Here is a 21,494-nt window from a genome sequence, read left to right as displayed (position 1 = left end):
TTCTGCTCCGCGGGCGACGAGGGGAGTTTGACGACACTCCTCAGACCCCCGGCGCAGGGGCGAGCCTGAGGTCCACCACGTAGTGCTCCTCGACCGTCCCCCCGGGGAACAGCGCGCGGAGCCGATCGCGTTCGGCGGCGAGGAACTCGCCGGTGCCCGGCGCGCCGATCAGGAAGAGGGAGTGCGTCGCCAGCTTGGCGAGGTGGGCCTCGACCGGGATCCGGCGCGACCAGTGCAGCAGCCGGGTGGTGAACTCCAGGCCGCCCTGCGACCGGGGATGGTCGTTGATGTACCAGCCCGGGCCGAAGCTCTTCTCGATGCGCGCCTGCTGGTCGGCGATCCACCCCACGCCGGTGTCCGGGTCGTTGGACCAGACGGCCAGCGCCCCGCCGGGCCGCAGCACGCGCAGGGCCTCGGGGACCGAGCGCGCCGGGTCGGTCCAGTGCCAGGACTGCGCGTACGTGAGGAGGTCGAGGGAACCGGAGGCGAACGGCAGCCGGTCCCCGTCCCCGCGTACGAGGGGTACGTCCGGGTTGCGCCGGCGCAGCTCCGCGGCCATCCCCCCGCCCGGCTCGACGGCGACGACCCGAGCCCCGCGGGCGTGCAGCAGGGCGGTCGCGATCCCGGTCCCGGCCCCCACATCGGCGACGCGCGCCCCGGCCAGCGCGAACCCGGCGAGCTCCTCCACGGCATCGAGGAGCGCGTCCGGATACGAGGGCCGGTGCTCGGCGTACCGCTGCGCCGCGGAACTGAACGACCGCGCCCGCTCCCGGGATCCGTCCGTCATCCCCCCATCCTCCCGCAGGCACCCCCGAACGGCACCGAACGCGCCCCGAGTAGGTGGAGTCGCCCCGCCCCCGCCCCCTCGGCCGGCCCCTCACCAGGCCCCCAGCAAGCCCCTGACCTGCACGAAAGCCCTCCCCGGGGGGAGGGCTGGAGGTGGGACGTGGAGAGTGCCCCCGGCAGGACTCGAACCTGCGGCCAAGTGCTTAGAAGGCACCTGCTCTATCCACTGAGCTACGGGGGCCGGAAGGTGGCCGTGGTGGCCTGGAGCCCCGGGGTGGGGGTGGGACTGTCGTCCGTGCCGGGTCAAGGATAGGGCTCCGGTTGCCTTGTCCCGGTTGCTTCACCCGCGTGCCACGATGTGGAGGTTCGGTGAAGCGGTCCCGATAATCGCAGGCAGGTGCGATTCTCGCACCGCTTTTGCGCCGCGGCGCCCCTGGTGTTGTGCACTCGTTATGCCTGCGCCCCACTCGTCCGCTGTGTCCAGAAGGTCCCGCTGGAGTCGCGGTCGGCGCGCAGAGGGCGTATAAGCTTCAAAAATGGTCCTAAATTGGGCATTCTTCGCATGTGGTGACCTTGGATGTTCGGCCTCAGCTGCTCGATGCCCTGTCCGCCCTGCGCGACCGGGTCGCGTCCGTGCGTCTGCCGCTGCCCCTGCCCGGCGCCCCGCGCGCCCGTCAGACCAGAGCCGAGCTGCTCGCGCAGCTCGACGACTACCTCGTACCCCGGCTGAAGGCGCCCGAGGCGCCGCTGCTCGCCGTCGTCGGCGGGTCCACCGGGGCCGGTAAGTCCACGCTCGTCAACTCGCTCGTGGGACGCCAGGTGAGTGAGGCGGGCGTACTGCGCCCCACCACCCGGATCCCCGTCCTGGTCTGCCATCCGGACGACCACCACTGGTTCGCAGGCATGCGGGTGCTGCCCGACCTGATGCGCGTCTGGGCGCCGCCCGGCGAGGACGACCCCCTCCCCGGCCCCCACCGCGGCTCCCACCGCGGGCACAAGAACACCGCGGCCACCCGCGAGCTGCGCATCGAGACCGTCGCCGGCCTGCCGCGCGGACTCGCCATCCTCGACTCCCCCGACATCGACTCCCTCGTGGTCGAGAACCGGACACTCGCCGCCCAGCTCATCTGCGCCGCCGACGTCTGGGTCATGGTGACCACCGCCTCGCGGTACGCCGACGCCGTCCCCTGGCACCTGCTGCGCACCGCCAAGCAGTACAAGGCCACCCTGGGCATCGTCCTCGACCGGGTCCCGCACCAGGTGCTCGCCGAGGTCTCGCGGCAGTACGGGGCCCTGCTCACCCGGGCCGGGCTGGGCGACGTACCGCGGTTCACGGTGCCCGAGCTGCCCGAATCGGCCGGCGGGGGCGGACTGCTGCCCGCCAGCGCCGTCGCCCCGCTGTTCGCGTGGCTCGCCCACCACGCCCAGGACCCGGCCGCCCGGCAGTACGCCGTCGGGCGGACCGCGCTCGGCGCGCTGGACTCCCTCGGGCGCCGGATGCCGGAGCTGGCGTCCGCCGTCGCCGCCCAGCACGCCGCCGCCGTACGGCTGACCGCGGCCGTGGAGGACGCGTACAGGAGGGAGGGCAAGCGGGTGCGCAACCGGCTGGACCAGGGCGCCGTACTGGCCGGGGACGCCCTGACCCGCTGGCGCGGCTACCCCCTCGACACCAGCGCCGACGAACTGCTCGACTCCCTCGCCGAGTCGCTCGCCGCGCTGCTCCAGTGCGCGGTGGCCGCCGCCGACGAGCGCATCGCCCAGGCCTGGCGGCGCGAGCCGGCCGCCGGGGCGGTGCGGCTGCCCGGGCCCGACCCCGTGGCGGCGGAACGTATCGGCGTGGCCGTACGGCGCTGGCGGCGCGTACTGGAGGAACTCGCCGAGGAGGAGGTCGCCCGGCTCGACAAGCAGCCCGCGCCCGACCCCGACGGGATCGCCGCCCTGCTCGTCGCGGCCCTCCTCGGCGGCAAACGGGCCCGGCCCGCCGGGGAGAAGCTCGCCGAGCGGATCGGCGTACAGGCCGCCGTACGGCTGCGCGACCGCGGCGGCGAACTGGTCGCCGAACACCTGGAACAGGTGCTGCGCGCCGAACGGGACCGCCGGCTGGCCCCGTTGGAGGCGCTCGAGGTGACGCCCGAACCGCAGGCCGAGCTGATCGCCGCGCTGTCCCTACTGCAGAAGGAGAGGTGACGCGGTGACCACCGTGACCGACCGCACCGACGACCGCTGGGACGACGGCTTCATCGCACGCTCGCGCCGCACCGGCGAGACCGACGTCGAGGACGGGGGCGACGAGGGCGACGACGCGCTGGTCCGTGCCGTCTCCGGTGTCGGCAGCGACGGGGGCAAGGTGCCCTCGCCGCCGCTCAGCCCCGAAGGGCAGGCCCTGCGCACCCGCCTCGAAGCGCTGCGCCAGCTGGTCGGGCTCTCCCGGACCCGGCTCGACGGCAAGACCCTCGCCGAGGCCGGCCGGGTGCTGGACGAGGCGGCCGCGCGGCGCGGCCTGTCCCCGCAGCACACCGTCGTCGCGATCGCCGGAGCCACCGGAAGCGGCAAGTCCACACTCTTCAACGCACTGGCGGGAGTGCAGATCTCCGAGACGGGACTGCGCCGGCCGACGACCGCCGCACCCATCGCCTGCAGCTGGTCCGACGGCGCGGCCGGGCTGCTCGACCGGCTGGAGATCCCGGGCCGGCTGCGCCGTCGGCCGCGCGAGACCTCCGAGGCCGGGGCGCTGCGCGGGATGGTCCTGGTGGACCTGCCGGACCTGGACTCCGCGCTCGGTGCCCACCGCGAGCACGTCGACCGGGTGCTCGCCCTCGTCGACGCCGTCGTCTGGGTCGTCGACCCGGAGAAGTACGCCGACGCGGTCCTGCACGAGCGGTACCTGCGGCCGCTGGCCGGACACGCCGAGGTGACGTTCGTCGTCCTGAACCAGATCGACCGGCTGCCCGGGGAGTCCGCCGACCTCGTACTGGACGACCTGCGGCGGCTGCTGGACGACGACGGCATGGCCCTCGGCGAGCACGACGAACCCGGCGCCACCGTCCTCGGGCTGTCCGCGCTGACGGGCGAGGGTGTCGGGGAACTGCGGGAGCTCCTCGCCCAGTTCACCCAGGAGAAGGGAGCCGCGACCCGCCGGATCTCCGCCGACGTCGACCGGGCCGCCCTGCGCCTGCGCCCGCTGTACGTGGCCGACGGCCACCCGGGGCCGGAGATCGGGGAGGCGGCGCGCGCCGAGTTCGAGGACCGCCTCGCGGAGGCGGTCGGCGCGTACGCGGCCGGGCTCGCCGCCGAGCGGGCCTGGCGCCGCAACGCCGGGAAGGCCTGCGGCACCCCGTGGCTGCGGCTGTGGCGCTGGTACGAGAACCGGCGCGCCCCGCGCACACTGGCCGGGCTGGCCGCACTGGCGGTGATCGGCGGCCGCGGCCCGGCAGCGGCGCAGCCCCCCGCCGAGGAGGAGGTGACGGCCCGCCAGCGCGTGGAACAGGCCGTACGGACGGTCGCCGACGCGGCGGCCGAAGGGCTGCCCGACGCCTGGGCGCAGGCGGTACGGGAGACCGCGGTGCGCGGGGCCGAGCAGCTCCCGGAGGCGCTGGACGAGATCGCGGTGACGCTCGGGTCCGCGGTCGCGGTGCCCAGCGTCAAGCCGCCGCGGCCAAGGTGGTGGCCGGCGGCGGTGCTCGCCCAGGCCGCGATGACCCTGGTGCAGATCTACGGCGGGCTGTGGCTGGTCGGGCAGATCGCCGGGGTGCTGGGGCCGCGCCTGATGCCGCCGGTGCTGCTGATGGCGGCGGGCATCGTCGGCGGGCCGCTCGTGGAGTGGGCCTGCTCGATCGCGGCCCGGGGCCCGGCGCGACGGTACGGGCAGGACGCGGAGCGCCGGCTGAGGCAGGCCGCGGCGGGCTGCGGGCGGGCCCGGGTGCTGGAGCCGGTGGCGGCGGAGCTGTTGCGCTACCGCGAGGTGCGCGAGCAGTACGCGACGGTGTCCGCAGGGGGGACGAGGTTGTCCACAACCCGCCAGTAGTCCACAGGCCCGAGCGGGAAGCGTGGGGTCCCGCCAGCATGGTGCGCAGCTCGTGCGGATGGTCCGTGCGGGGCCCGACGCGGATGCGGACACGGGTACGGAAACGGGGGAGGGCTGCCGGGATGAACGACACCCTGGTGACGCTGGTCGGCCATGTGGCCACGCAGATCGACTACAAGGAGACGGTGAACGGGCCGTCGGCGCGGTTCCGGTTCGCCGTCACGCCGCGGTACTTCGACCGGCGCAAGGACGCCTGGACGGACGGGTCCACCAGTTTCTACACCGTGTGGGCGCGACGCACGCTCGCGGTGAACCTGGCCGGATCCGTCGCGGTGGGGGAGCCGCTGGTGGTGCACGGGAGGCTGCGGGTGCGGGAGGACCCACCCGACGGCGACGGCAACCGGTGGATCTCGGCGGAGATCGACGCGACCGCCGTCGGACACGACCTGAACCGGGGGACGGCGGCGTTCCGGCGGGTCGTCAAGGCGGAACCCCCACTGATGGCCACTCAGAAGGCGGCGGTGGTCTGAGTGTTCGTGGCGGTTAGGATTCCCCGGTACTCACGGGCACCTGGGCCGCTGCCGGCCCGAAGGGGAAGACTGTGTCGATTGCCGTTCCCGCATCCTCCGCTCCTGATTCCGATTCTGGTCCGGTACCTGGTCCGGTACCTGCTTCGTTCATCGAATCGGTTCCGGATTCCGTTCGTCCGTCGTCCCCGCGGGGTGCCGGGCGGCGACCGCTGGCGGCCGCGCTGCTGGCCGCGGCCCTGGCCGCCGCCCCCGGAGCGCGGGCGGCCGCCGACACCGGGGGATCCACGCCCCGGATGAGCGAGGGCGCCAGCGCGGTGCTGGACGGACTCAAGACGTACGGGCAGGCGGTCCTGCGCGCCAAGGACGGGTCGGTCCGGCAGATTCCCGCCGGGCTGTACGAGATGCGGGTCGACGGCGGCGGGATGCTCCAGACCTACGGAGTCGGCGTGGCGGGCAACGCCCTGCCGCAGACCCGGTACACGGAGACCGGCTGGAACGGCAGCCTGCTCGCCGGCAACGGCGAGGCCGGCCGGATCCGCTGGGTCCTCGAACACTCCTATCCGCAGCTGAACGACCTCGCCGGACTGGCCAAGGCGGCCGGGGCCGGAGCGCTGACCGCGGAGAGCGCCGCGGCCGGCACCCAGGTCGCGATCTGGCGGCTGGCGGACGGGGCACAGGTGGAGGCCGCCGACCCGGCGGCGGAGAAGCTGGCCGACTACCTCCAGCGGTCGGCGGGCAGGCTCCCGGAGCCGCCGGCCTCGCTGGGGCTGGATCCCGGCAGCGTGTCGGGCCCCGTGGGCTCCCGCCTCGGGCCGGTCACCGTGCGCACCGGCGCGCAGAGCGTGACGGTCACCCCGGACGCGGCGGCCGTGGCGATGGGGGTGCGGGTGGTGGACGCCGAGGGGCGGCCGCTGACCACCGCCGGCAACGGCAGCCGGCTGTACTTCGAGGTGCCTGCGGGCACCCCTGACGGCACGGCCTCGGTCACCGTCCAGGGATCCACGAAGGTGCCGGTCGGGCGGGTCTTCACCGGTGAGCTGCCGGCCCAGGCGCAGATCGTGGCCGGCTCCAGCGAGTCCGCGTCGGCGGTGACGGCGAACGCGGTCTGGCCGCAGCCCGTCGTGGCGCAGGCACCGGCCGCCGGGGAGGCGCCGTCCCCGACGCAGGCATCGGCAGCGGCTGCCGCCGCGGCCGCGGCGGCGTCGGAGTCCAGCCCGGACGAGGAACGGCTCGCCACCAGCGGCAGCTCGGCCGCCACCCCCGTCATCGCCTCGCTGGCGGTGGGCCTGGTGGTGCTGGGCGGCCTGGTGGTCCTCCTGCTGCGCAAGCGCCCGCTGGACGAGGAAGAGGACCAGGCCTAGGGGAGCGTCGTCGAAGTAGCGTCGGCCGCCGGAAGGGCGGGGCCGGCCCCGCCGGCGGGACGGGACGTCGACGACACGACCGGGACCTGTTCACCGGGGCCGCTCCGGCATTCGGCTGGCGGGACGCTTCCTCGGGATGGTTGGGCAAAGAGGGCTGATTCCGGGGCGGGTGCTGCGGGTAAGCGCTCGAAATGGTTGATCAAGAGCTGACCTGGCGGGGCGCCGCCGCGCGTTGGGACCGGAAGCTGTTCGACGAGGTGGCCCGCCGGCACTGGCCCGCGGCCGACCGGGTGCTGCCCGGACTGGGGCGGGCCGCGAACCACGGGGTGCTGTGGGGTGGGGCCGCCGCGGTGATCGCGGTCGTCGGCTCGGCCCGGGCGCGCAAGGCGGCGCTGTGCGGAGCCGCCTCCCTGGCGCTGGCCTCGGCGACCGTCAACACCATCGGCAAGTGGTCCGTACGCAGGCCCCGGCCGCTGCTGGAAGGGGTCCCCGAGGTGCGCCGGCTCGTGAAGCAGCCGACGACCACCTCCTTCCCGTCCGGCCACTCGGCGTCCGCGTTCGCCTTCGCCACCGGGCTGGCGCTGCAGGCGCCCGGGTGGGGCGCCGCACTGGCGCCGGTGGCCGCGTCGGTGGCGTTCTCCCGCGTCTACACGGGGGTCCACTACCCCTCCGACGTGGTCACGGGCGCGGCGCTGGGCGTGGCCGCGGGCTTCGCCGTACGCCGTGTCGTGCGCCGCCTGGAGGAGGCCCGGCTGTCGCCCGGCGCCGAAAGGACGGCCGGCGACGCACCCGCACTGCCGGACGGGTCCGGGCTCACCGTGGTCGTCAACACCGGGTCCGGCACGGCCGCCGAGGCGGGCCTCGACATCCTGCGCACCCGGCTGCCCAAGGCCGAGGTGGTCCACTGCGCGGGCGCCGACCTGCCCGCGGAACTGGCGGCCGCGGCCGCCCGGTCCACCGTGCTCGGCGTGTGCGGTGGCGACGGCACGATAAACGCCGCCGCCACCGCCGCTCTGCGCGCCGGGATTCCGCTGGCCGTGTTCCCCGGCGGCACGCTCAACCACTTCGCGCTGGACCTCGGACTGGGCGGGGCCGAGGACACCTGCCGCGCCCTCGCCGCCGGCCGTGCGGTGCGGGTCGGCGTGGGCCGCTTCACCCCCGGCCCGGACCCCGAGGACGGCCGGCCCGGCTACTTCCTGAACACCTTCAGCATCGGCGCCTACCCCGAACTGCTGCGGCACCGGCTGCGCTGGGGGCCCCGTATCGGCGGCGGTCCCGCCGCGCTGCTGGCCGCCTGGCGGGTCCTGCGCGCGGAGCGGCCCGTACGGCTCCTGCTGGCCGGGCGTCCGCGCAGTGTCTGGCTGCTGTTCGCCGGGAACGGCACCTACCACGGCACCGGCCCCACCCCCCGCCGCCGCGAGAGCCTCGGAGAGGGCCTGCTCGACCTCCGCCTCGTGCACGGCGGCGGCCGCCCGGGCCCCCGTCTGCTCGCCGCCGCCTTCGCGGGACCGCTGAGCCGCAGCCCCGTCCACACGGCCACGCGGCTGCGCAGCCTGCGGATCGGGGAGATCCCGCCGGGCACCCCGCTCGCCTACGACGGCGAGTACAGCCGGGCCCCGGTCGCGCTCGTCCTCGACACCCTCCCGGACGCCCTGACCGTCTACCGCCCGTAATGACCGCTCCGGCCGCCCCAGCCGGCCCGGCCGCCCCAGCCGGCCCGACCGCTCCGCCCGGCCCGGCCGCTCCGGCCGCCCAGCCGCCCTGGCCGCCCGACCGCCCGGCCAGCCGGGGCGGTGGCCTGGGCTCGGGGGCCGCAGGTCGAGTGGCGCGATCACGAGCTGTCCCGCCCAGCGCTCGGCCACCCCTGGGACGGCCCGCCCTCCGGAGGGCGGGCCCGCGCGCTGCCACCCGACGAACGGCGGTCGCGCGGCCAGAGAGCTCGTGCAGGCGGGCAGCCGCCGTGGCCCGACCCTGCTCGACGTCCTGGGGGAGATCATCGGGGGCCGGGCCCGGGCGCCCTGCGCCTGCGCTGACCCCGGGGGTGACCTACCCATTCGCCCGTAGGGGTGGACGACTGGCAAGATGGGGTGTATCTGCCCACCATCGATCTGCCGGACGGTTTCTCTTGGCTGAGTTCATCTACACCATGCGCAAGACGCGCAAGGCACACGGCGACAAGGTGATCCTTGACGACGTCTTCCTGAACTTCCTGCCCGGCGCGAAGATCGGTGTGGTCGGCCCGAACGGTGCCGGTAAGTCCACCGTTCTGAAGATCATGGCGGGCATCGAGCAGCCGTCGAACGGTGACGCCTTCCTCTCGCCCGGCTACTCCGTCGGCATCCTCATGCAGGAGCCGAAGCTCGACGAGTCCAAGACCGTCCTGGAGAACGTCGAGGACGGCGTCGGCCCGATCAAGCAGAAGCTCAACCGGTTCAACGCGATCGCCGAGGAAATGGCGACGAACTACACCGACGAGCTGATGGAGGAGATGGGCAAGCTCCAGGACGACCTGGACCACGCCAACGCGTGGGACCTCGACGCCCAGCTGGAGCAGGCCATGGACGCCCTGGGCTGCCCGCCCGGCGACTGGCCCGTCACCAACCTCTCCGGTGGTGAGAAGCGTCGCGTGGCCCTCTGCAAGCTGCTGCTGGAGGCCCCCGACCTGCTGCTCCTCGACGAGCCCACCAACCACCTCGACGCCGAGTCCGTGAACTGGCTGGAGCAGCACCTGGCCCAGTACAAGGGCGCCGTCGTGGCGGTCACCCACGACCGCTACTTCCTCGACAACGTCGCCGAGTGGATCCTGGAGCTCGACCGCGGCCGCGCCCACCCCTACGAGGGCAACTACTCCACCTACCTGGAGAAGAAGGCCGAGCGCCTCAAGGTCGAGGGCAAGAAGGACGAGAAGCGCGCCAAGCGCCTCAAGGAAGAGCTGGAGTGGGTCCGCTCCAACGCCAAGGGTCGCCAGGCCAAGTCCAAGGCCCGCCTCGCCCGTTACGAGGAGATGGCGGCCGAGGCCGACAAGATGCGCAAGCTGGACTTCGAGGAGATCCAGATCCCGCCGGGCCCGCGTCTGGGCTCGATCGTGGTCGAGGTCAACAACCTCTCGAAGGCCTTCGGCGACAAGGTCCTCATCGACGACCTGTCGTTCACGCTGCCGCGCAACGGCATCGTCGGCATCATCGGCCCGAACGGCGCCGGCAAGACCACGCTCTTCAAGATGATCCAGGGCCTGGAGAAGCCGGACTCCGGCGAGATCAAGGTCGGCGAGACCGTCAAGATCTCGTACGTCGACCAGGGCCGCGCCAACATCGACCCCAAGAAGACCCTCTGGGCGGTCGTGTCGGACGAGCTGGACTACATCAACGTCGGCAACGTCGAGATGCCGTCCCGCGCGTACGTCAGCGCCTTCGGCTTCAAGGGCCCGGACCAGCAGAAGCCGGCCGGCGTGCTCTCCGGCGGTGAGCGCAACCGCCTGAACCTCGCGCTCACCCTGAAGCAGGGCGGCAACCTGCTGCTCCTCGACGAGCCCACCAACGACCTCGACGTCGAGACCCTGGGCTCCCTGGAGAACGCACTGCTCGAGTTCCCCGGTGCGGCCGTGGTCGTCTCCCACGACCGCTGGTTCCTGGACCGCGTCGCCACGCACATCCTCGCGTACGAGGGCGACTCGAAGTGGTTCTGGTTCGAGGGCAACTTCGAGTCCTACGAGAAGAACAAGATCGAGCGGCTCGGCCCGGACGCCACCCGTCCGCACCGCGCCACGTACAAGAAGCTCACCCGAGGCTGAGGCTGCGACCTTCATCATGGCCAGACATCACTACCGGTGCCCGCTGCGCTGGTCGGACATGGACTCCTTCGGCCACGTGAACAACGTGGTCTTCCTCCGCTACCTGGAGGAGGCGAGGATCGACTTCATGTTCCGGCTGGCGCCGGGGGAGGGCAGCGAGTCCTTCACGGGCGGGTCCGTCGTGGCCCGCCACGAGATCGACTACAAGCTGCCCCTCGTGCACCGTCACGAGCCCGTCCTGATCGAGTCCTGGGTGACCCGCATCGGTGCCGCGTCGCTGACCATCGGCTACGAGGTCAAGGACGAGGCGACCGAGGACGCACCGGAGAAGGTCTACGTACGGGCCTCGACCGTGGTCGTGCCGTACAACCTCGCCGAGGGCCGGCCCCGCCGCATCACGGCCGAGGAGAAGCACTTCCTGGAGAAGTACCTCGACGAGCCCGTGGGCCCGCGCTCGGAAGGCCGCATCGCCGCATGACCGAACGGCTGTGCTTCGCCGACTCCGGGGAGGCGGCGGACCTCGCCGCCTTCCTGGGCCGGCTGCTGCACTACGACCGGGCCGCCGCCGTCCGCCTCCAGGCGGGTGGCGGCGCGGTCGCCGTCTTCGGACGGCCGGCCTCCTTCGAGGTGCTGGCCATCCGCACGGTGCGCCTCGCCGTGCCCGTCCCCGGACCGCTGGACGTGACCGTGTCCGCCGGTGAGCTGCTGGAATCCGTCGACGAGGACGCCGCGAGCGCCGTCGTCCCCGGGCCGGTCACCGGCCCGCCCTGGACCGGGGTGCTCCCGCCCCGCGGTGGCTGGCAGCAGCTGCCCGGGCTGCCCGGCCCCGAGCAGGTGCGGGCCGCGGTGAGCGCGTCCGTCGCCGAATTCCGGGCCCGTGACGAAGCCCTGCCCCCGCAGCACCGGACCCGGGCGGAGCGGGACCGCATCGGCCGCGAGATCTGGTCGCGGACGCTCGGCGACACCGAACTCCCGCTGCGCGCCGTGCACGCCGCGCAGTCCCTGGGCTTCCTGCGGCCCGTCCGGTCGGCCGTCGCCAGCGGCGCCGGCGCACCCGAAGCCCCCGCCCCCGTGGCCCTGCTCGCCTCCGGGGGCTGGCTGCGGCTGCGCACCCCGTACGGCTCGATCGCGGTGCGCCGCCCCGGCGGCGCCGGCGGCCTGGGCGCCCTCCAGGTCCGGCCGCTCTAGCCTCCGCGCCTCCGGCCTCCGCCGCTCTAGCCTCCGCCGGTCCGGCCTCCGGTCGGCCCGAATTCCCGCCGGCCCGGGCTCCGGTCGGCCTGACCTCCCGCCGACCCGGGCTCCCGTCGGCCCGGGCGGCGGTCGGCGTGGCCTCCGGCCGGCCGGGCCGCCCCGGCGTTCCGGTCCGGGTTCCGCGTACGTGGGTGCGTACGGTGAGGCCTCCTGCTACCCCGCGGTGTTGATCATCGAGGCAGCGGCGTACGTCAGGTACCGCCACAGCTGCGCCTCGTGCTCGGGCGACAGGCCCAGCTCGTCCACCGCCACGCGCATGTGTCCCAGCCACGCGTCGTGCGCCGCGGCGTCCACCTGGAACGGGGCGTGCCGCATCCGCAGGCGCGGGTGCCCGCGGTTCTCGCTGTACGTGTTCGGGCCGCCCCAGTACTGCATCAGGAACAGGGCGAACCGCTCCTCGGCCGGTCCGAGGTCCTCCTCCGGGTACATCGGGCGCAGCAGCGGGTCCTCCGCGACCCCCTGGTAGAAGCGCCGCACCAGGCGGCGGAACGTCTCCTCGCCGCCCACCTGCTCGTAAAACGTCTGCTCCTGAAGCGTGCCCCGCGGAATCTCATTCACCCGACCATCGTCTCAGACGCCCGGACGGAGGACCGGGGACTTAGGACCGCCCCCGGACCCCCGCTCGCCTCCGGCGCCCGTCGGCAGGACAGTGGAGCCATGGGTGCACATCCGGGACGCTCGACGCGCACCGCGCGCCCCCCGCACGGCGCGGAGGGCGAGACGCGGGACCTGCGGGACGCCGCCCACGCCGCGCAGGTGCGGGAGCTGACCGCCGCCGGGGTGCTGGAGGACCCCGCCTGGCGGGCCGCCTTCGCGGCGGTGCCCCGGCACGTCTTCGTCCCGTACTTCTTCACCGGCCGGGGCGCCGGCCACGAACGGCTGTGGGGCGAGGACCCGGACCCGGCCCGCCGGGCGCGCTGGCTGCGCGGGGTCTACACGGACACCCCGCTCGCCACCCGGCTGCGCGACGGCGAGCTGGTCTCCTCCAGCAGTCAGCCGTCCCTGATGGCGAAGATGCTGGAGGCGCTGGACGTCCGCGACGGGGACGACGTGCTGGAGATCGGCGCCGGCACCGGCTACACCGCCGCGCTGCTGTGCCACCGGCTCGGCGACGAGCACGTCACCACCGTCGACCTGGACGAGGAGATCACCGAGTCCGCGCGGGCGCACCTGGCCCGGCTCGGCTACCGGCCGGCCGTGGTCACCGGGGACGGCGCGCGCGGCTGCCCGGCCCGGGCGCCGTTCGACCGGATCCTGGTGACCTGCACGCTGCCGCTCGTCCCGCACGCCTGGCTCGGCCAGTGCCGGCCCGGGGCGCGGATCCTGGCCCCGCTGTCGACCGGCCTGATCGCGCTGCGCGTCCAGGACGCCGACCTCGCGGAGGGCCGCTTCCTGCACACCCCGGCGTACTTCGTCCCGCTGCGCGGGGCCACGGCCTCGCCGGCCGCGCCCGGGCTGCCGTACGGGCTCCCGTACGAGCTGGTGGAGAACGAGCGGTTCCAGTTCATGCTCGTGCTGACCGCGGGCGCCCTGCATCCGCGCGAGGCCCTGGACCTGTGGCGCGGCGAGGGCCGGCCCGGCCGCGAGCGGTTCGGGGTGACCGTCAGCGCGGAGGGGCAGTGGGCATGGCTCGACGACCCCCAGGGCCCCTACGTATGGCCCCTGGGGGAGTAGCGGAGCGGGCCGGGATCAGCTCCGGCGGATGGTGATCGTGGTCCAGGCGCCCACGTGGACCCGGTCGCCGTCGGAGAGCGGGACCGGGACGTAGGGCTGGATCGGCTCCTCGCCGCCGTTGATCGTGGTGCCGTTGGTGGAGTTCTGGTCCACCACCGCCCAGCTGAGGTCGGGCTGCTGGACGAGCACCGCGTGCTGGTGGGAGACGCCCGGGTCCTCCGGGGGCACCGACAGGTCGATGTCCGGGGACTCGCCCGTGGAAGCGCGGCGGCGGCCGATGGTGATCTGGCCGCCGGACAGCGGAAGGTGCTGCTCCGGGGAGTACGCGGGCAGGTTGAGCGCGGCCGCCTCGGGGCCGCTGCGCTGCATCATCGCCATGAAGTACGAGCGGTCGGGGCCGATCGTCGCGCTCCAGGCGCCCGTGCTCTGGGGCGGGAACGGCTGCGGGGGCACCTGCTGCTGCGCCTGGTGAGCCGGCTGCGGCTGCTGGTACTCGTTCTGCTGCTGGTACTCGGGCTGCTGGTACTCGGGCTGCCGGTACTGCTGCGGGGCCGGGGCCGGGGCCTGAACCTGCTGCGGCTGCTCGTGCGCCGGCGGCGGCAGCAGCCAGTCGTCCTCGCCCTGCAGCGGCTCGGCCGGCCGGTTGACCCGGGACGGCCGGGAACCCTGGTAGTCGAAGTGGTCCTGCGCGAAGGGCGCCGCTGCGGCAGCCGCCGGTGCGGGAGCCGGCGGTGCGGGCGGCGGCGGAGGAGGCGGCGGGATGGCCCCGGCGCCGTTACCGCCGGCGGCTCCCGCGTCCGTCCCGAGCGGGGTGTACGAGGTCGCCGAGCGCGTCAGGAAGTTGTACCGGCACTCCTCGCAGAACGGGGCCATGGCCTCGCGCGGGGTCCGGCACTGCGGGCAGAGCTCCGCCTGGGCGGTCGGCTCACCGGTCGTGGGAGGGTAGCCGTAGCCGTAGGAGGGCGCCGCGGGCGCCGCAGCGGCGGCAGCCATGCGGTGGCCGCAGACCTCGCACCAGTCGTCGGAGGCGGACTGGTGCCCGTTCGGGCAGGTCGGCATGGCGGCTCTTCCCCCTTCAGCCTGCGTCTTCGCGTCAGGTCTTCTCAGGTTGCTCAGGACTTCTTCACTCGGACGGTCTGGATCGAACGCGTTTCGAGGGTCATCTCGTCGGCGTCCGCGACCTTCGCCTTCAGCCGCACAGTACCCGCCGCCGCATCGACGACATCCACCACCTTCGCCAGCAATTTGGCCGTGTCTGCGTTTCCGGAGAAGCTCGCCAGTTGCACGGCGCGGCCGAGCTTGGCCGTGGCGCCGTCGACATCGCCCAGTTTGCGCGCTTCCAGCCCCTGTTGGATAGCCTGCGCGAGCTCCGCCTGCCCCGTGTAGTGGGCGACTTGGGGATTGATGGCGGTGGAGGCGGCCAGATCGTCCGTCCACACCGCGCGGACCAGGCCCTGCGCGAGGGTGGCCGGCGGTTCGCCCGGTGCGCCGGGCAGCAGGAGCGTGACCCGGGCGGCGAGCATCTCCTGCCCGACGGACGCGACGGGGACCCGGACGCACACGTGGTACTCGCGGGACTCGTCGCCCCAGGACCCGGTCGGGTAGTCGCCGGCGCGCGGGCCCGCCCCGGTGCGGCGGTCGCTGAGGTCCTGGACGGTGGGCGCGACCTGCTTGACGTACTGGATCTCCACGCCGACCGGGGTCCACAGGCGCAGCGCGACGTCCGCGACCTCCTTGCCCATGACGTTCTCCATCATGAGCGTGAAGTCCTCGGTGAGGTGCGCCGGGTCGGCCACGATGTCGGCCGACCCGAGCAGGGCGCTCGCGATGCCGGTCACCTCCTTGACCTCCCAGTCCGTCCCCACCCCGCGCGCGTCGCAGGTGAAACGGCCCGCGCAGGCGTCGAGGGTGGCGCGCAGCACGGCCGGATCCTCGTGCTCGTTGCGGCCGTCGGTGAGCAGGATGCCGTGCCGGATGGTGGCGGAGGACTGGCGCAGCAGGCCGTCGGCGAGGCGGAGCCAGGTGCCGATGGCGGTGCCGCCGCCGGAGCTCAGGCCGCGCAGGGCCTCCTTGGCCTGGGCCCGGGTCGCCGGGTCGGCGACGGCGAGGCGGCCCTGGCCGGGGTAGACCTCCTTGGCCACGTGCGTGCCCGCGACGACGGCGAACGCGGTGCCGTCGCGCAGGGTGTCGATCGCGGCGGCGGTCGCCTCCCGGGCTCCGCGCATCTTGTCCGGCGGGTACTCCATGGACCCCGAACAGTCCACCATGATCACGACGGCGGCCGAGCCGTGGGCGGCCGCCGCACGGGTGGCGGTGGCGCCGCCCGAGGAGGTGACCGTGACGATGGCGTGGACGTCCCGACCGCCCTCGGGCAGGAACTCGTTCTGGTACACCTCGACGCTGAAGCGCGGGGCGCTCGGCTTGGCGAAGTTCGCCATCGACTGGACTCCTGGGAGAGGGACGGGGTGCGGGGCGGGTGGATCAGGGCTGAGGGGGTGCTTCCGCCTCCGTTTCCGGTTCCGCTTGCGGCTGTTGCGGCCCCGGTGCGGCCTCCGTCGCCGTGACGGCGGGCGCGGCGAACGGTACGACGGCCACCGTGACGTTGTCGTGGCCGCCCCCGTCGAGGGCGTGCCCCACCAGGACCTGCGCGCTGTGCAGGGGGCGGGCGGCTGCGTCGGCGGGCAGCACCTGGGCCATGTCCTGTGCGGACTCGGCGTAGTTCCACAGGCCGTCGGTGCAGACGACCACCACTCCCGCGTGGTCCGGCTTGAACGTGGCGGTGTGCGGCTCCAGGTCGTACGCGTCCGCCCCGAGCCAGCCCGTGATGGCGTGGGCGCGGACGTCGGCGTACGCCTCGGCCTCGCCCATCAGCCCGGCCGCGACCATCTGGGCCGCCCACGAGTCGTCCTCGGTGAGGCGGCGCGGCAGCGCCTCGCGGTCGTCCGGGATCCAGTACGCGCGGCTGTCGCCGACCCAGCCGATGGTCAGCAGGCCGCCGCTGACCACGGCTCCGACCAGGGTGCAGGCGGGGGCGTTCTGCGCGCCCGGGACCTCCGGGGCCAGGGCGTTCACGGCGGCGGCCGCGGCCAGGATCGCGCCGTGCATGGCCTCCTGGGGGTGGGTGCCGCGCGGGAGGGCTTCGAGCAGGGCCTCGTTGGCGGCGGCGGCCGCGGCGGCCGACGCGTCGTCGGGGCGGCTGGCGGAGGAGACGCCGTCGCAGACGACGGCCACCGTGGCGGCCGAGCCGTCGGGCAGGGCCGTGGCGGCCACCGCGAACGAGTCCTCGTTGCGGTGGTGGCGCAGCCCCCGGTCGCTGACGGCGGCGACGCTGCCGAGCTCCTCCTCCAGGTGGTCGCGCTCGCGCGGCTGGGCGTGCCCGCAGTGCTCGCAGTACCCGTCGGTGTCGACCCGCCCGGCCCGGCAGGCCACGCAGGTCTTCCCGCCGTCCGCGGAACCGCCCGCCTGCGCGCTCGCTGCGGCGTACGGGTCCTCGTGCCCGGGGCCGGCACCGCCGTACGGGGCCTCGGGCGAGCCCCACGGGGTCCCGTCGGGCGGGGTGGGGGTGCTGCCCGGCCGGTCGTGGCGGATCTCGCCGCCCGCCGCCGGATCGGGCGTGCCGTACGAGGAGCCCTGCGGCGGTACGGGGGCGGGCGCGGCGGCCGGCGGCGGCGGTGGCAGGGGCCGGGCCGCGGCGGCGGGGGGCGGGACCGGACCGGGCCGGGCCGCCGGCTCCGCGGCGGGGTCGTCGGCCGGTTCCGCCTGCCCCTGCCATCCGGCGGTGTCGCCGACCAGCGTGGGCGCCGCCCCGGCCGCGACGCTGCCCCACCCGGGCGCGGGCTCCGCGAGGGCGTAGCCCCCCGTCGGGCCCGCCGGGGCGGGCGGGAGCGTCGGGATCGGGAGCGTCGGATTGTCCCGGGACACGGGCGGGGGAGCGGCGGACACGGGCGAGCCGCAGACGCCGCAGAAACGGTCACCCTCCTCAAGGGGCTCCGCACAGCTGGGGCAGCCAGACGGCCGATGCATCGACATCACTCACACCCACGTCCGGGGGCGGAAACGGTTTGCCCGCTCCACCAGTTCGATCCTGTCCTCGCCCCGCTGCGCCAGCCGCGCGAGGACGCGGTACGAGCGCTCCAGGCCGAAGCGCAGGCCCCGCTCGTCCAGTTGACTGCCGAGCAGCGAGGTCCGGCCGGGGTCGGAACCCCGGCTACCCGACAGTACCCAGTCCAGGGCCGAGCCCAGAACCTCCGTCGACAGCCGTTCGTGGCGCACCGCGTCCAGGCCGAACCGCTCCAGGGCCTCCACCTGCGCGGCAGCCGCCACGAGATCGGGCAGCAGGGCCTCCTCGGGAGACCGGTCGCGCAGGCGTGCCCGTACCGCCGCCACCCGTGCGGCGGTGTAGTGGATCGACGCCTCCGGCACGGATTCCAGGGTGCGCACCGCCCCGGGCCGGTCGCCCGCGGCGAGTTGGACGCGCGCCAGTCCGAAGGCCGCGCTGACGAACCCGGGGTCGGTGATCCAGACCAGCCGGTAGTACTCGGCGGCGTTGTCCAACTGCCCCAGGACCTCAGCGCACAGGCCGAGCGCCAGCTTCGGCGCGGGCTCGCCCGGGAAGGCGTCGTAGATGGCGTCGAACGACAGGGCCGCCGTCTCGTCGTCCCCGCTGGCCAGCGAGGCGACCCCGCGGGCCCACACCACCCGCCAGTCGTCGGGATGCCGGCCCTCCAGATCGGCCAGGGCGGCACCGGCCGCCGCGAGTTCACCGAGCTCCAGCCGGGCCCGCAGCTCGCGCAGCCGCAGCTCGGCCGAGTCCGCGGGCGCCGAGCGCAGGGCGCCCAGCAGGTCACCCGGTGCCGTGGCCAGCAGTCCGGCCAGGAAGCCGGCGTTGGGGTCACCGGAGTCCACCAGCGGTACCGGCAGGGCCAGCGCCATGCCCCGGGCGTCGAGCGCGGCGAGCTCGATGGGCCGCACCGCCGGCACCGGCACCGGCCCCGCCCCCGGTGCAGCCGCGGGTGCGGCCGCAGTCGCCGGAGGTGCCTGCCGGGCCGCCGGCACCGGGGCCCGGCGACCGGCCGAGGCGAGCGCGGCGGCGCCGGCCTTGTGCGTGGCCGTCGTCCCCAGCGGCGCCGAGAGGGCCGCCGCCCCCGGAGGCCCGGCGGGCACCGGGGGCACCGGCGCACCCGCGAGCGCCGGAGCGGGCCCGGTCGCCGGGGCCCCGGGCCTGCGCCCGAGCCGCAGACCGCCCACGGCGCGCCCCGGCACCGCCCGCGCGCCCAGCCGGGACACCTCGGCCCCGGCCCCTTCGGTGAACAGCCGGGTGTCCGGAACCCTGATCTCCGGCCCGAAGAGCGTCGACAGCTGCGGCCGCGGCCGGCCCGTCTGCAGCGCGACGACCTCCCGCAGCACGCCCGTCAGCTGGTCCGCCATCTCCTGGGCGGACGAGAACCGCCGGTCCGGATCCGGGTCGGTCGCCCGGACCAACAGCCGGTAGAAGGACTCGTACCGCCCGAACACCTCGATGTGCTCCGGGTCCGGCAGCGAATCCACGAACACGTTCGTGTAGCCCTGGAAGTCGAAGGTCAGGACGGCCAGCGTGCGCGCCACCGTGTACAGGTCGGAGGCGACCGAGGGGCCGAGCTCGGCCACCTCCGGCGCCTGGTAGCCCACGGTGCCGTAGATGGCCGACTCGTCGTCGTCCATCCGGCGCACCGCGCCCATGTCGATCAGCTTCAACTGGTCCTGCTGCTGGATCGCGTTGTCGACCTTGAAGTCGCAGTACAGCAGGTTCCTGCTGTGCAGGTGCCCGAGCGCCTCCAGCGCCTCGATCCCGTACGCGCAGGCCTGCTCGACCGGCAGCGGATCGCGCCGGCCGTCGGGCCGCCGCCGCTCGTTCGCTATCTCCTTCAGCGATTTGCCGCCCACGTACTCCATGACGATGTACCCGTCCAGCGAACCCGTCCGCTGGTCCAGGTGCTCCACGAAGTTGTAGATCCGCACGATGTTGGAGTGCTCGATCTCCGCGAGGAAACGCCGCTCCGAGATCGCCGCGGCCATCGCGTCCTGGTCCCCGGTGTCCAGCAGGCCCTTGAGGACCACCCACCGGTCCGACACCGCCCGGTCCACCGCCAGGTACACCCAGCCGAGGCCGCCGTGCGCCAGGCAGCCGGCCACCTCGTACTGGCCGTGGACGACCTCCCCGGCGCGCAGCTTGGGCACGAAGGAGTACGGGTGCCCGCACTTGGTGCAGAAGCCCTCGGTCCGGCCCGGCCGGTCACCGCGGGAGCGGCCCACCGGAGCCCCGCAGTCCGAACGCGAGCAGAACCGCTTGCGCTCGGGCACCTCCGGGTTCTCCAGCACCGCCGCCGCAGGGTCGGGACGCGGCACTTCCGGGATGTTGACCAGCCCGGCGCCCAGCCGGCTGCGCCCCGAGGGGCCGGCCGCCGAACCCGAACTGCGCACCGACACCGAGCGCGTGGACGAGGCCCCCGGCAGCGAGCGGGAGAGCCGGCCCGACACCGAGCGCCGCGAGGACGACGAACGCGAGGACCGCGAGGACCGCGCCGACCCCGACCGGCCCGACCGGTCCGAGCCGTGCGAACCCCGGGAGCCGTGCGAATCCCCGTTCCGGGCCGCGCTCGTCATGCCCGTGGGCGGCGAGACCAGCTCCTGCGCACCCGCCGCGACGGCCCCGACCGGCGCCAGACCGCAGGTGTCGCAGTACAGCTCGCCACCGCCCATGTCCTCGTACGACCCCGGGCAGCCGGGGCGAACGCACGCGGTTCCGACCGGACTCATGCGTCCTCCTTCCCCGGCCCCTCGGGCCGGTACTGCGGCTGCGGCGGTGCCAGTGACTCGGCCACGGCCTGCTGGTAGCGCAGCACGGCCTGCTCCGCGGCCCGCAGGTCGCAGGGCGCGCTCCACAGCATCCGCCGCGCCGTGTCGTACCGCTCGATCAGGAGCGGATCCTCCGCCATGCCGTGCCGGGCCACCTTCGCCTTGTACGCGTCCAGCCGCCCGCGCAGTTCCGCCCGTACCGCCAGGGGCGCCGTCACCGCCGTCAACGATTCGCGGGCCCGGCGCAGTTCCTCCTCGGCCCGCTCCTCCAGCGAGTCCAGCAGCGGCGAGAGCCGGTGCCACCGGGCCTGGCGCCGGTACTCGGCCGCCGCCGCCAGCTGCTCCTGGAGCGCCGTGGGCGGCCCGCTCACGACCGGCACCTCCGAAGCCGCGATCTTCGCCAGCACCTCGCCGCGCGCGGTCCGCGCCTCCGCCAGGGTCCGGTCGGCCCGCGAGAGCACGTCCCGCAGGGCGATCAGCCGCTGCTCGGCGTCCTGGCGTACCGCCAGGACCGCCTCGATCTCGCGCCGTACGTCCTCCAGCGCGACCGCGGCCCGGTCGTAGCGGGTGGTGTCCGGACGGCCGCCGCCGGGCGCCGAGCTCCCCGAGACCGGCTGCCAGAACGCCAGCGGATCCGCGATCACCTGCTCCCGCAGGGCCGTCAGCTCGGCGGTGATGGCCTCCAGGTCGTCGCCCGAGGGGTGTTCCCCGGGCCGCACCCCCACCGAGTGGGCCAGCGAACGCGTGCGGTGCAGTTCGGCGGCGAGCAGGTCGATGCGGGCGGGCAGCGCCGACCACACCGAGTCGGCGGCCACCACCACGTCCAGCGAACTCGCGTACAGCTCGTTCATCCGGGCCACCAGCTCGGCCAGCGAGAGCCGCTCCGCCAGCGCCGCGCCCTCCGCCGCGGCCCCCGCGATCAGCACCCCGGGCCCGCGCAGCCGCTCGGTCAGCTCGACCAGCTCGTCGCGGCCGGGCCAGCGGCGCCGCTCGCGGATCTCCCGGGCAGCCTCCAGCGCCCCGCTGTAGGCGTCGAAGTACGTCCACAGCCGGGTGATGGCGGCGTCGGCCGCCGCCCACCGCTCCTTGGTGACGCCGGTCAGCCCGGCCCCTTCCAGCAGCCGGCGCCCGGCATGGTCCTGGAGGGCGAGCAGCGAGGTCTCCACGGCCTCGTGCTCCGCGCCGAGCCGGGCCAGGGCACGGTCGACGTCGTCCCGGTCCATCACTGCCGACTGCGCCTCCAC

General features: G+C 74.7%; 16 protein-coding genes and 1 tRNA gene. 9 read left to right on the top strand and 8 right to left on the bottom strand.

Features of this window, described 5'->3' with window-relative positions; genetic code table 11:
- Positions 1-40: 40 nt before the first annotated feature.
- Together ACIPK4_RS02900 and ACIPK4_RS02895 are read right to left on the bottom strand one after the other, a co-directional pair.
- Entirely contained in the window at positions 41-787 is a 747-nt protein-coding gene (locus tag ACIPK4_RS02900; protein ID WP_402308837.1) for a class I SAM-dependent methyltransferase, read from the bottom strand.
- A gap of 167 nt (positions 788-954) precedes the next feature.
- A tRNA-Arg gene (locus tag ACIPK4_RS02895) sits at positions 955-1,027 on the bottom strand.
- Between the two features lie 332 nt (positions 1,028-1,359).
- Between ACIPK4_RS02895 and ACIPK4_RS02890 the strand changes: the two genes are divergently transcribed.
- The 8 genes from ACIPK4_RS02890 to ACIPK4_RS02855 all read left to right on the top strand — a co-directional run bounded on the left by ACIPK4_RS02890 (position 1,360) and on the right by ACIPK4_RS02855 (position 11,679).
- On the top strand, positions 1,360-2,973 hold the full coding sequence (locus tag ACIPK4_RS02890; protein WP_402308835.1) for a dynamin family protein: 1,614 nt from the start codon (positions 1,360-1,362) through the stop codon (positions 2,971-2,973).
- Positions 2,974-2,977: 4 nt separating this feature from the next.
- The gene (locus tag ACIPK4_RS02885) at positions 2,978-4,810 is read left to right on the top strand and encodes a GTPase (RefSeq protein WP_402308834.1); all 1,833 of its coding nucleotides are present in this window, start codon (positions 2,978-2,980) and stop codon (positions 4,808-4,810) included.
- Positions 4,811-4,932: 122 nt separating this feature from the next.
- A complete protein-coding gene (locus ACIPK4_RS02880; protein ID WP_402308832.1) occupies positions 4,933-5,340 on the top strand; it encodes a single-stranded DNA-binding protein in 408 nt (135 codons plus the stop codon).
- A gap of 293 nt (positions 5,341-5,633) precedes the next feature.
- Positions 5,634-6,701 (top strand): thioester domain-containing protein, encoded by a 1,068-nt coding sequence (locus ACIPK4_RS02875; protein ID WP_402308830.1) that lies wholly within the window; start codon positions 5,634-5,636, stop codon positions 6,699-6,701.
- Between the two features lie 191 nt (positions 6,702-6,892).
- Positions 6,893-8,374, top strand: a complete 1,482-nt coding sequence (locus tag ACIPK4_RS02870; protein ID WP_402308828.1) for a bifunctional phosphatase PAP2/diacylglycerol kinase family protein — start codon at positions 6,893-6,895, stop codon at positions 8,372-8,374.
- A 452-nt stretch (positions 8,375-8,826) separates the two neighbouring features.
- Positions 8,827-10,491: an energy-dependent translational throttle protein EttA gene (gene ettA, locus ACIPK4_RS02865; protein WP_078658346.1), complete on the top strand. Its 1,665-nt coding sequence runs from the start codon at positions 8,827-8,829 to the stop codon at positions 10,489-10,491.
- Between the two features lie 16 nt (positions 10,492-10,507).
- Complete coding sequence (locus ACIPK4_RS02860; protein ID WP_054226819.1) at positions 10,508-10,969, top strand: thioesterase family protein; 462 nt, start codon at positions 10,508-10,510, stop codon at positions 10,967-10,969.
- Positions 10,966-11,679 (top strand): hypothetical protein, encoded by a 714-nt coding sequence (locus ACIPK4_RS02855; RefSeq protein ID WP_402308826.1) that lies wholly within the window; start codon positions 10,966-10,968, stop codon positions 11,677-11,679. The genes ACIPK4_RS02860 and ACIPK4_RS02855 overlap by 4 nt, the downstream gene beginning before the upstream one ends.
- Before the next feature lie 216 nt (positions 11,680-11,895).
- Here ACIPK4_RS02855 and ACIPK4_RS02850 read toward each other — a convergent pair whose 3' ends face one another.
- Positions 11,896-12,300, bottom strand: a complete 405-nt coding sequence (locus ACIPK4_RS02850; RefSeq protein WP_054226817.1) for a globin — start codon at positions 12,298-12,300, stop codon at positions 11,896-11,898.
- A 99-nt stretch (positions 12,301-12,399) separates the two neighbouring features.
- On the opposite strand from ACIPK4_RS02850, the gene ACIPK4_RS02845 reads away from it, so the two are divergent.
- A complete protein-coding gene (locus ACIPK4_RS02845; RefSeq protein ID WP_402308824.1) occupies positions 12,400-13,416 on the top strand; it encodes a methyltransferase domain-containing protein in 1,017 nt (338 codons plus the stop codon).
- Positions 13,417-13,431: 15 nt separating this feature from the next.
- Here the strand turns inward: ACIPK4_RS02845 and ACIPK4_RS02840 are convergent, their stop codons facing one another.
- From ACIPK4_RS02840 to ACIPK4_RS02820, 5 genes are read right to left on the bottom strand one after another with little or no spacing between them, the layout of a single operon-like run.
- Positions 13,432-14,475, bottom strand: coding sequence for an FHA domain-containing protein (locus ACIPK4_RS02840; protein WP_402308823.1), 1,044 nt, complete (start codon positions 14,473-14,475; stop codon positions 13,432-13,434).
- 53 nt (positions 14,476-14,528) lie between these two features.
- Positions 14,529-15,854, bottom strand: coding sequence for a VWA domain-containing protein (locus ACIPK4_RS02835; protein WP_402308821.1), 1,326 nt, complete (start codon positions 15,852-15,854; stop codon positions 14,529-14,531).
- A gap of 43 nt (positions 15,855-15,897) precedes the next feature.
- The gene (locus ACIPK4_RS02830) at positions 15,898-17,445 is read right to left on the bottom strand and encodes a protein phosphatase 2C domain-containing protein (protein ID WP_402308820.1); all 1,548 of its coding nucleotides are present in this window, start codon (positions 17,443-17,445) and stop codon (positions 15,898-15,900) included.
- Positions 17,446-17,448: 3 nt separating this feature from the next.
- Positions 17,449-20,211: a tetratricopeptide repeat protein gene (locus tag ACIPK4_RS02825; protein WP_402308818.1), complete on the bottom strand. Its 2,763-nt coding sequence runs from the start codon at positions 20,209-20,211 to the stop codon at positions 17,449-17,451.
- A complete protein-coding gene (locus tag ACIPK4_RS02820) occupies positions 20,208-21,473 on the bottom strand; it encodes a hypothetical protein (RefSeq protein ID WP_402309065.1) in 1,266 nt (421 codons plus the stop codon). Before ACIPK4_RS02820 ends, ACIPK4_RS02825 begins: the two co-directional genes overlap by 4 nt.
- Positions 21,474-21,494 lie beyond the last annotated feature (21 nt).

The organism is Streptomyces sp. NPDC086989 (genome assembly GCF_044745505.1).
Classification (GTDB): domain Bacteria; phylum Actinomycetota; class Actinomycetes; order Streptomycetales; family Streptomycetaceae; genus Streptomyces.
The sequence above is the reverse complement of the archived record's forward strand: the minus strand, read 5'-3'. Positions and strand labels throughout refer to the sequence as shown.